General features: G+C 32.4%; 8 protein-coding genes and 1 tRNA gene. 4 read left to right on the top strand and 5 right to left on the bottom strand.

Translation table 11 applies throughout. The features are described from left to right. The first annotated feature begins 10 nt into the window (after positions 1–10). From efp to fabG, 4 genes are all read left to right on the top strand, one after another. Positions 11–577: an elongation factor P gene (gene efp / locus OU788_RS05305; protein WP_274634190.1), complete on the top strand. Its 567-nt coding sequence runs from the start codon at positions 11–13 to the stop codon at positions 575–577. A gap of 41 nt (positions 578–618) precedes the next feature. Continuing rightward, positions 619–1,539: a UDP-3-O-(3-hydroxymyristoyl)glucosamine N-acyltransferase gene (locus OU788_RS05310; protein ID WP_274634191.1), complete on the top strand. Its 921-nt coding sequence runs from the start codon at positions 619–621 to the stop codon at positions 1,537–1,539. A gap of 74 nt (positions 1,540–1,613) precedes the next feature. Then, entirely contained in the window at positions 1,614–2,486 is an 873-nt protein-coding gene (gene sucD / locus OU788_RS05315) for a succinate--CoA ligase subunit alpha (RefSeq protein ID WP_028891930.1), read from the top strand. 181 nt (positions 2,487–2,667) lie between these two features. After that, a complete protein-coding gene (gene fabG, locus OU788_RS05320; RefSeq protein WP_274634192.1) occupies positions 2,668–3,414 on the top strand; it encodes a 3-oxoacyl-[acyl-carrier-protein] reductase in 747 nt (248 codons plus the stop codon). Between the two features lie 295 nt (positions 3,415–3,709). On the opposite strand, the gene OU788_RS05325 is transcribed toward fabG, so the two are convergent. The 5 genes from OU788_RS05325 to OU788_RS05345 all read right to left on the bottom strand — a co-directional run bounded on the left by OU788_RS05325 (position 3,710) and on the right by OU788_RS05345 (position 11,112). Then, the gene (locus tag OU788_RS05325) at positions 3,710–4,135 is read right to left on the bottom strand and encodes a helix-turn-helix domain-containing protein (RefSeq protein WP_274634193.1); all 426 of its coding nucleotides are present in this window, start codon (positions 4,133–4,135) and stop codon (positions 3,710–3,712) included. A 644-nt stretch (positions 4,136–4,779) separates the two neighbouring features. Continuing rightward, positions 4,780–8,448: a phosphoribosylformylglycinamidine synthase gene (purL, locus tag OU788_RS05330; RefSeq protein WP_274634194.1), complete on the bottom strand. Its 3,669-nt coding sequence runs from the start codon at positions 8,446–8,448 to the stop codon at positions 4,780–4,782. 108 nt (positions 8,449–8,556) lie between these two features. Further along, positions 8,557–10,029, bottom strand: a complete 1,473-nt coding sequence (locus OU788_RS05335) for a S41 family peptidase (RefSeq protein WP_274634195.1) — start codon at positions 10,027–10,029, stop codon at positions 8,557–8,559. A gap of 82 nt (positions 10,030–10,111) precedes the next feature. Beyond that, a complete protein-coding gene (locus OU788_RS05340) occupies positions 10,112–10,903 on the bottom strand; it encodes a carboxypeptidase-like regulatory domain-containing protein (RefSeq protein WP_274634196.1) in 792 nt (263 codons plus the stop codon). A 122-nt stretch (positions 10,904–11,025) separates the two neighbouring features. Next, positions 11,026–11,112, bottom strand: a tRNA-Leu gene (locus OU788_RS05345). Positions 11,113–11,127: the final 15 nt, after the last annotated feature.

Genomic DNA, 11,127 nt, shown 5'->3' on the forward strand with positions numbered 1-11,127 from the left:
ATCAAAATAAATGGCAACAACATCAGATATTAAAAAAGGATTGTGTATAAAGTTTAATCACGATATCTATAAAATTATTGAGTTTTTACATGTGAAACCTGGAAAAGGACCAGCTTTTGTACGTACAAAATTAAAAAGTGTAACTACAGGAAAAATTTTAGATAATACATTTTCTGCAGGACATAAAATAGAAGACGTTCGTGTTGAAACTCATAAATTTCAGTATTTATATCCAGAAGGAGATACTTATCATTTCATGAATACTGAAGATTATAACCAAATTACACTTCAAAAATCAGTATTAGACGCTCCAGATTTAATGAAAGAAGGAGAGGTTGTAACTGTTTTAATTAATACTGAAGATAATATGCCATTATCTGTAGAAATGCCATCGCATGTTATTTTAGAAGTAACGCATACAGAGCCAGGTGTTAAAGGTAACACAGCAACAAATGCTACTAAACCTGCAACTGTTGAAACAGGCGCTAGAATTAATGTTCCTTTATTTATTAATGAAGGAGACAAAATAAAAATCGACACGGAAAAAGGCGCATATACAGAGCGAATTAAAGAATAAATATACGATTCCCGCTCTTTAGCGGGAATTTCTTTTTAAAGATGAAATTCAAACAGCCTCAAACTTTAGAGCAAATAGCTACGTTGTTAAATGTAGAATTTGTGGGAAAAAATGATTTTCCTATTTTAGGAATTAATGAAATTCACGTAGTAGAAAAAGGAGATATTGTTTTTGTAGATCACCCTAAATACTACGATAAAGCCTTAAACTCTGCTGCAACTACTATTTTAATTAATAAAAAAGTAGAATGCCCTGAAGGAAAATCATTATTAATTTCTGATGATCCTTTTAGAGATTTCAATAAAATAACAAAACATTTCAATCCTTTTATAGCTTCAAAAAGTAGTATTGCTGAGTCGGCTATTATAGGAGAAGGAACAATTATACAACCAAATGTTTTTATTGGTGAAAATGTAACGATTGGAAAAAATTGTTTAATTCACGCCAACGTAGCAATCAATAATAACTGCGTAATAGGTGATAATGTTACAATTCACGCCAATACAGTTTTAGGGGGAGATGCTTTCTATTACAAAAATCGACCAGAAGGTTTTGATAAACTAATTTCTGGAGGTAGAGTAGTACTTGAAGATAATGTAGATTTAGGAGCTTCTTGTACTATTGATAGAGGAGTAACAGGAGATACATTAATAGGTGCTGGATCAAAAATTGATAACCAAGTTCACATTGGTCACGATACTGTAATCGGTAAAAAGTGTTTAATTGCAGCGCAAACAGGTATTGCTGGTTGTACTGTTATTGAAGATGAAGTAACAATTTGGGGTCAAGTAGGTATTATTAGTGGATTAACTATTGAAAAGGGTACCGTTTTAATGGCACAAACAGGAGTTACAAAATCCTTAAAAAAAGGAGTATACTTCGGAACACCACAGCGTGAATACCGTCAAACTCTTAGAGAAGTGGTCTATTTAAAGAATGCAACAAATAAAGAAAAAAAGTAACCTAAAATTAATTGTGAAAACACAATTAAAAAGTTATTTTTGTCTGTCTTAAAAAATAAAAAAAAAGCAAACCAATGAGTGTTTTAGTAAATAAAGATTCAAAAATTATAGTTCAAGGTTTTACAGGAAGCGAAGGAACTTTCCACGCTAGCCAAATGATCGATTACGGAACAAACGTAGTTGGAGGTGTAACACCAGGTAAAGGAGGTCAAGAGCATTTAGGAAAGCCAGTTTTTAATACAGTTGATGAAGCTGTACAAAAAGCAGGAGCAGATACTTCTATTATTTTTGTACCACCAGCATTTGCTGCTGATGCTATTATGGAAGCTGCTGAAGCAGGAATTAAAGTAATCATTTGTATTACTGAAGGAATTCCTACTGCTGATATGGTAAAAGTAAAAGCTTATATTGATCAATTAGATTGTACTTTAGTAGGACCTAACTGTCCAGGAGTAATTACTCCAGAAGAAGCTAAAGTTGGAATTATGCCAGGATTTATCTTCAAAAAAGGTAAAGTAGGTATCGTTTCTAAATCAGGAACTTTAACGTATGAAGCTGCTGATCAAGTTGTAAAACAAGGTTACGGAATTACTACAGCTATTGGTATTGGTGGAGATCCAATTATTGGAACTACTACTAAAGAAGCTGTGGAGTTATTAATGAATGACGATGAAACTGAAGCAATCGTAATGATTGGTGAAATTGGAGGTAACTTAGAAGCTGAAGCTGCTCGTTGGATTAAAGCTGACGGTAACCGTAAGCCAGTAGTTGGTTTTATTGCAGGTCAAACTGCTCCAGCTGGTAGAACAATGGGACATGCAGGTGCTATCGTTGGTGGTGCTGATGATACTGCTCAAGCAAAAATGAAAATTTTAGCTGAAAATGGAGTTCACGTTGTAGAGTCTCCTGCTAAAATTGGAGAAATGGTAGCTAAAGTTTTAGCATAACAAACTACATACATATTAGAGTAAATTCCCGTTTTTAACGGGAATTTATTTTTATATTTGAATCCAATAAACTACCCAGATATAAGCATCTTGGGTATCAAAAAAAATATGTAAGAATTTAGAGGCAAGCTTTTGGGAATAAAACCCTTGGCTATGGTCTTGCGATTAAAACAACTAATAAATGAAACTTTTAGAAAATAAAACTGCAATTGTTACAGGTGCTACTAGAGGAATTGGTAGAGGAATTGCCTTAGAGTTTGCAAATCAAGGATGTAACGTTGCATTTACGTATAGCTCTTCTGTTGAAGCAGCAACTGCCTTAGAAAATGAGTTGAAAGCATTAGGAGTAAAAGCAAAAGGATATCAATCAAATGCAGCTGAATTTGATGCAGCACAAGAATTGGCTAAAAACGTTTTAGAAGAATTCGGAACTATTGATGTGTTAGTAAATAACGCAGGTATTACAAAAGATAATTTGTTAATGCGTATTTCTGAAGAAGATTTTGATAAAGTAATTGAAGTAAATTTAAAATCTGTTTTCAATTTAACCAAAGCAGTAATTCGTCCGATGATGAAACAACGTGCAGGTTCAATTATCAACATGAGTTCAGTTGTTGGATTAAAAGGAAATGCTGGTCAAGCAAATTATGCAGCTTCAAAAGCAGGAATTTTAGGATTCTCAAAATCTGTAGCATTAGAATTAGGTTCTCGTAATATTCGTAGTAATGTAGTTGCTCCAGGTTTTATTGAAACTGAAATGACTGCAAAATTAGATGAAAAAGTAGTTGAAGGTTGGAGAAATGAAATTCCTTTAAAAAGAGGAGGAACTCCAGAAGACATCGCTAACGCTTGTGTATTCTTAGCATCAGATATGAGTTCATATATTACTGGTCAAACATTATCAGTTGACGGAGGAATGTTAACATAAAATTTGACTTACTTGTAAAAAACAAAAAAGCCTGTGTTATTTTTATAATACAGGCTTCTTTTATTTTTAAGGGGGTTGTGTTTGCTTGTTAAGGGGTGCAAGCACGAGGGGTTTGTCTGGGGGACAAATTTCTAAACTCACAACTTAAAGGGGACATAAGTTTTAGGGGAGAGTTTAGTTTTTAATGATTTATAAAATTCAAAAGATTTGTTGGGGGATACAAATACTGAGGGGTTATTTGAATTTCACAACTCATTAAATTCTTTGGGGATTTTTTAGGGAATCATTTATAGTATCATCTTTTTTTGTAATCTTCAAAGGTTCCATCATCATATAGAACCAAAATATTTTTAATTTCTCTAAAAGCGGCCGATTCTTTTGGTTTTATAGCACTCTCTGAGAATTGCGTATTTGATTTTTTTTCGGGTTCTTGGTCAAATACTATATTTTCAGCGAACAGAGAAGGAGCTTCATTTTTTTCTATTTTTACCTCTTTCTCTTGGTTTTGTGTATTTGGAGGAAAACTACCTTTACCATACACTAACCAATTTAAATCAACTTCATCAAAAGCCGTTTCAACTTTTATAATAAAATCTAGACTTGGTTTATTTCTTCCTGATAGCAGGTGAGAAATGCTAGATCTTGGAACATCAATTTTATCCGCAAAACTTGACGCCGATAAATTGTAATAGTCTAATATCTGTTTTAATCTTTCAATCATTTGTTTACTAATGTAAACATTAGGGTTTGTTTACGATTGTAAATATATGTTGTTTTATAATTGTAAACAAGAAAAATTTAATATTTTTTCAAAACAATTCAAAACAAGACTATTAATTACTTCAATAAACAATATTTAAATCATTGTAATTTAAGCTTTTAAGTGTTTTATATAAAGAAAATTTATTTTTTTGATAAATGCCTTTATTTACATTTGTAATTAAGTTAATTGTTTGATTTGCTAAATTCACGAATGTAAATGCATTTCTTTTTTAATAAATATGATGTGTTTAAATGACCATTTATCCTTATTTAACTGACTTAAACGTCAAATAAGCAACTTTAAGGCGAATAATAATGATGTTGCGGTATTTTAAATCTAAATAAATATGAATCAGACTATAAACTTTATAATACTTCTATAACTACTTTAAATTACTTATAGGTTTAATCATATCCTTTTAAAGTACTTATATAAACAGATTATATATGCAGAATAGAAGTTGAATGAGAAGAATATTACAAATGTTACCACAATTTGATAGTTAATAAATGTAAAATACGCACTGTATTGTTTACTTTTGTAAAAAAAGAAAGCACCCTGTTTACAGAGTGCTTTTTGTAGTTGAGAATGTAGTATTCTACTTATTTTTTATTCTCTATCCATTTTCTTGCATTAACAAAAGCTTCTAACCAAGGAGAAACTTCATCTTGTCTGTCTTGTGGATAGTTAGCCCAGTTCCATTGGAAAGTAGAACGTTCAATATGTGGCATAGTTACTAAATGACGACCAGTCTTATCACATAACATTGCTGTATTATAATCTGAACCGTTTGGATTGTTAGGATATCCTTCATATCCGTACTTAGCAACAATGTTGTAATTGTCTTCAGTTTCAGGTAAATTGAATTTTCCTTCTCCGTGAGAAATCCAAACTCCTAATTCAGTTCCTGCTAAACTAGATAACATTACTGAATTATTCTCTTGAACTTTTACAGATGTAAACGAACTTTCGTGCTTTTTAGAATCATTGTGCAACATCTTACCATGCTCATTATGCTCTGGGTTGATTAACTCTAATTCCATAAACAACTGACATCCGTTACAAATACCAACAGAAAGTGTATCTTCTCTTTTAAAGAAGTTTTTCAAAGCAGTGTTCGCTTTTTCATTATATAAAAATGCTCCAGCCCATCCTTTAGCAGAACCCAAAACATCTGAATTTGAAAAACCACCAACAGCTCCAATAAATTGTATATCTTCTAACGTTTCACGACCAGAAATTAAATCTGTCATGTGAACATCCTTCACATCAAAACCAGCTAAATACATGGCATTTGCCATTTCACGTTCAGAGTTTGAACCTTTTTCACGAATGATAGCAGCTTTAGGTCTGTTAGTTACAGTACCCAGAGTGTCAGCAAGCTTTCCTGTAAAATGCGTTGGGAATGTATATTGTAAAGGTTGATTTTTATAATTATCAAAACGATCTTTAGCTAAACCATTTGCTGTTTGCTTTTGATCTAATAAATACGAAGTCTTATACCAAGTATCTCTTAATTCAGCAATCGATAAAGCAAAAACATCAGATCCGTTTTTAATATTTAATCGATCAGATTCAGTTACCGAACCAATTTTAAAGAATTCAATATTATTATTAGTTAAAGTTTGTTCTACAGAAGCGTCGATTGCTTGGAAAACAATTCCAGAGTTTTCAGCAAATAACAACTTGATACTATCAGCTTCATTTAAAGTAGATAAATCTAAGTTTGCACCTACATTTACATCTGCAAAGCACAATTCTAACAAGGTAGTAATCAATCCTCCAGATGCAACATCGTGACCAGCAACGATTTTTCCTTCCTTAATTAAATTCTGTAAAACATTAAATGCCGATTTAAAGAACTCATTATTAGTAATCGTAGGAGCAGAGTTACCTAATTTATTTAGTATCTGTGCAAATGAACTTCCTCCTAATTTGAAATCATCTTGTGATAAGTTGATATAATAGATATCTCCTTTGTTTGCTTGTAAAAGAGGTTCTACTACTTTAGTAATATCGTTACAGTTAGCCGCAGCAGAAATAACTACAGTTCCTGGAGAAATTACTTCTTCATTAGGATATTTCTGTTTCATCGATAAAGAATCCTTTCCTGTTGGAACGTTGATTCCTAAATCGATAGAAAAATCAGAAACAGCTTTTACTGCTTTGTATAAACGAGCATCTTCACCTTCATTTTTACAAGGCCACATCCAGTTTGCTGATAATGAAACCGATTGTAAACCATCTTTTAAAGGAGCCCATACGATATTAGTTAATGCTTCAGCAATTGAATTTTTACTTCCTGCTTCTGGATCAATCAATCCTGAAATAGGAGAGTGTCCAATTGTAGTAGCAATACCTTCTTTACCTTTATAATCTAATGCCATTACACCGACATTGTTCAATGGAATTTGTAAAGAACCAACACATTGTTGCTTCGCTACTTTACCTCCAACACAACGGTCAACTTTATTCGTCAACCAATCTTTACAGGCAACAGCTTCTAATTGTAAAACTTGCTCTAAATATTGTGTAAAGTTTTCTTTAGAATACTCAACATCAGCATAATTACGATTTACTGTTTTATCAGTCATAATCGTTTTTGGAGAACTTCCAAACATATCTTCTAAAGCTAAATCCATTGGTTTGTTACCATTGGTTTTAGATTCAAAAGTAAAACGGTGATCCCCAGTAACATCACCTACTGTGTACATTGGTGAACGTTCACGTTCAGCAATTTTATTAAGGGTGTCGATATGCTTTTCAGCAATAACTAACCCCATACGTTCTTGAGATTCGTTACCGATAATCTCTTTATCAGATAGCGTAGGGTCTCCAACAGGTAATTTATCTAAATCGATTTTTCCGCCAGTATCTTCTACTAATTCTGATAAACAGTTTAAGTGCCCACCAGCTCCGTGATCGTGAATAGAAACAATAAAGTTTTCATCACTTTCTACCATACCACGAACAGCGTTGGCTGCACGTTTTTGCATTTCAGGATTTGAACGTTGAATTGCGTTTAATTCAATTCCTGTTGAAAATTCTCCAGTATCAGCAGAAGAAACTGCAGCTCCTCCCATACCAATACGGTAGTTTTCACCACCTAGAATTACTATTTTATCTCCTTCTTGTGGAGTATCTTTTAATGCTTGTTCTTTTTTACCATATCCGATACCACCAGCTTGCATGATTACTTTATCGAAACCAAGTTTGCGAGCATCTTCTTCGTGTTCAAAAGTTAGAACAGAACCACAGATTAATGGCTGACCAAATTTATTACCGAAATCAGAAGCTCCATTGGAAGCTTTGATTAAGATATCCATAGGAGTTTGGTATAACCACTTACGTTCATCCATTCCTTTTTCCCAAGGACGATTTTCCTCTAAGCGAGAATACGAAGTCATATATACAGCAGTACCTGCTAATGGTAATGATCCTTTTCCACCAGCTAATCTATCACGAATTTCTCCACCTGATCCTGTAGCAGCCCCATTAAAAGGCTCAACAGTAGTAGGAAAGTTGTGTGTTTCAGCTTTTAAAGAAATAACAGATTCAAACTCTTTTGTTTCGTAAAAATCTGGTTTATCTGCACTTTTCGGAGCAAATTGCTCTACTTTTGGACCTTTAACAAAAGCAACATTGTCTTTATAAGCTGAAACAATATCATTAGGGTTTTTTGCCGAAGTTTCTTTAATTAATTTGAATAAAGAAGTTGGCATTTCTTCACCATCAATAACAAAAGTACCGTTGAAAATTTTATGGCGACAGTGCTCTGAATTTACTTGAGAGAATCCAAATACTTCAGAATCTGTTAACTTTCTTCCAATTTTAGTAGCTACTTCTTCTAAATACACAATTTCTTCTTCACTTAAGGCTAACCCTTCTTGCTCATTATAAGTAGCAATATCATCAATTTCTAAAATTGGCTCAGGTTGAATATTGATCGTAAAAGTTTCTTGGTTTAATCCGTCAAACTTTTGAGAAATCATAGGGTCGAAGTCAGAAAAATTATTAGCTACTGCATCAAATTCTTCAATTCTGATAATTCCAGAAATTCCCATATTTTGAGTAATTTCAACTGCATTGGTACTCCAAGGAGTAATCATTGCTGCTCTAGGCCCAACAAAAAAGGCGTCAAGAGACGCCGCATTTATTTTCGGTTGGTTGCCAAATAACCAAGTTAACTTCGAAATTGTTTCAGATGTTAATTCTTCTGTTGTTTGAACAGCAAAAACCTTGCTGTTTACGTTTCCAAAGAAATGAATCATTATTAGTTGTGTTTGTGTGTGTTTTTGAAAGGTGTAAATTTAATTCTTTTGGATGAAATAGAAGCATAAAAAAAGCAGCAAAATTTTGCTGCTTTTTATATGGTAATTTTACTTATTAAAGTAATGACTGTCAATATACATTTCTTGTTCAAACTTGTTTGTTGATACATTTATATCAATACGTTCAAAACTTTTTACTTCGTATGTAGATTTTGCCGATACACCTCTTATATCATCTAGTGCTGTTTTAAGCACAATTTCATTTTCATCACCAAAAGGTAAGATGTTATCCCAATGTTTCCATTCTTCGATTAAGATATTAGGCTCAAATCCATCACCATAATCATTTTGACCAAGCTTATTATAAATCTGAAAAACTATCGGTTGCATAGCCATTTTATGAGAAGAATTAGCAGAGTTTACATTTGTATAATCACTAATTGGAGAGTCATAGAGTGTTATAGATCCCTCGTTTTTACCTACTGTTTTGGTTCCTACTACTTTAACTTCTATAAAAGGGCGTAATCCGTTTATAATCATTTCACTAGCAGATGCTGTGCTACCAGAAGTTAAAACATATAATCTTTCAATACCAGACAGTCTATTAATGGTTTCTTCATGGGTTTTTTTTCCATCAGCCCCATAAACATTTAACGTATTATCAAAATAGTAAGGATCATTGTATTGAGAGTGTTTACTATTAAACTTTAATTCAGCAAATTTATCAGTACCAGCTTCTGCACGTATCATGCTTGCTAAATATGCAGATGTTTCTACAGAACCACCACCATTAATTCTTAAATCTAATACTAATTCTTGAACACCAGCAGACTTCAACTCGCCAAAAGCAGCGTTTAATTCATCATTATAAGATGATCTGAACCCATTATATAGTATATAACCAACTTTTGTGCCATCAACATCAATAATATTAGTTGAATGTACTGGATTGTCAGATACTACAGCTTGTGAAATTGTTTTATTTTCTTTAAAAGTTTGACCATCTTTTTCAGTAAAAGAAAATTCAGAGGTCTCTTGGTAATATCCATCAAGTACAGTTTCATAATTACTTACGGTCATTACAGTTCCATTTATAGCATTAATTATGTCTCCTCTTTTAAATCCTGCTAAATCTGCAGGAGAATTTTCAGAAACATGCTGAATATACATTACTACATAATCGGTTGTACCAACTCTAACCAAACTAGGTCTAAAACCAAAAGTTTTAGAAGTACCTTGAAATTGTTGTTGCTGAGCTACGTAATCTTCAATAAACCAAGAGAAATCATCATTTGCGTGCTTTAGGCTTTCAAATAACGAGCTAGGAGTACTATAGGAGTTAAGATAAGTATAGTAGTCATTTTTATTATCATCTTTACTATCTGTTAAATTAGGAACATCTTCTTGCCAGTTGTACCATGAGTTCATGGCTTTCCAAACAAAGTTGTTTACTTCATTGTTTAAAGTAACTTCTACAACAGGTTCCTCAATCTCTTTTTCTTTTTCAGGAACTACTTCATTGTCTTTACTACAGCTTAAAAATACAATAAACAGTAAAGATAATAATGTGATTTTTTTCATTTTAAAGTGTAATTATTTATTAGTTATTAAACAATATAACAGATAAATTATGAAAAACCCTACCTTTTTAACATAAAAGATATTATTTAGGAATCCTATCTCGCTCTATTTTACCATTTTTAACAGCCTTGTAGTTTTCATAACAGTTTAAAACGGCTTCGATTAATTGTAAATCACTAGCTTTTTTTATGAAATATTCAGAATAGTTGCAGTCAGAGAGTAGTTTGTTTAGCTCAGTTCTGTCCATTTCTAGATACTCCATCATAACTTCACGATCAAATTTACCAGCTAACATTTTACGTAAATCGTCTTCTTGTTTAAGTTTTTTCAGTTTTTTTAGCTGTTTAGGTTTGCTTCCGAAGTGATTATATACTAAATCGACAGGATTTAAGAGTTTAGCAATAGGAGAGGAGATCTTTTGAGGTTTTCCTACTTCATAGGTTTGTGGTAAACCGTTAATATGAATTCTTGTAAAACGATCTTTAGGTACTTGTTTTACATCAACTTCTAAAACACCAATAAGCTCTGTAGACTTAATTACGACTTCCTTAACCTCTTCAGGTTTTTCCTCTAAAGAAATTACCACTTCATTTCCTTTTAAAAGGTCGTTTGTTACTTTTAGTTTTATAGAAGAGTATCCTAAATAAGATACAAGTACAGTATCATTTGCTTTTGCTACTAGATCAAAAGCTCCTTGTTCGTTGGTAATTGTACCCACTACCGTATTTAAGTTTAATATATGTGCAGCACTTAAAGGTTTTTTAGATTCAGAATCTATAATTTGTCCTTTAAGGTTATTGTTTTGAGTGGTTTGAGCTATTGTTATAAATGATGAAACAAGTAATAACAATAAAAAAGTATATTTTTTTTGCATAATGCAATAATAAGCATAAATAAATTTTGTTTAGTTAATTATCTGTGAAATTGATACGGTAAGTACAAGATATTGTGGAATAAAAAAACACAAACTATATAATAGCTTGTGTTGTTTATAGTTGGTGCACATAAGAAGATTCGAACTTCCACATTCCTAAGAATACTGCCCCCTCAAGGCAGCGCGTCTACCAATTCCGCCATATGTGCGTAAACTAAAAAAGT

This window comes from Tenacibaculum sp. L6, from assembly GCF_028823685.1.
In the GTDB taxonomy this organism is placed as follows: Bacteria; Bacteroidota; Bacteroidia; order Flavobacteriales; family Flavobacteriaceae; genus Polaribacter.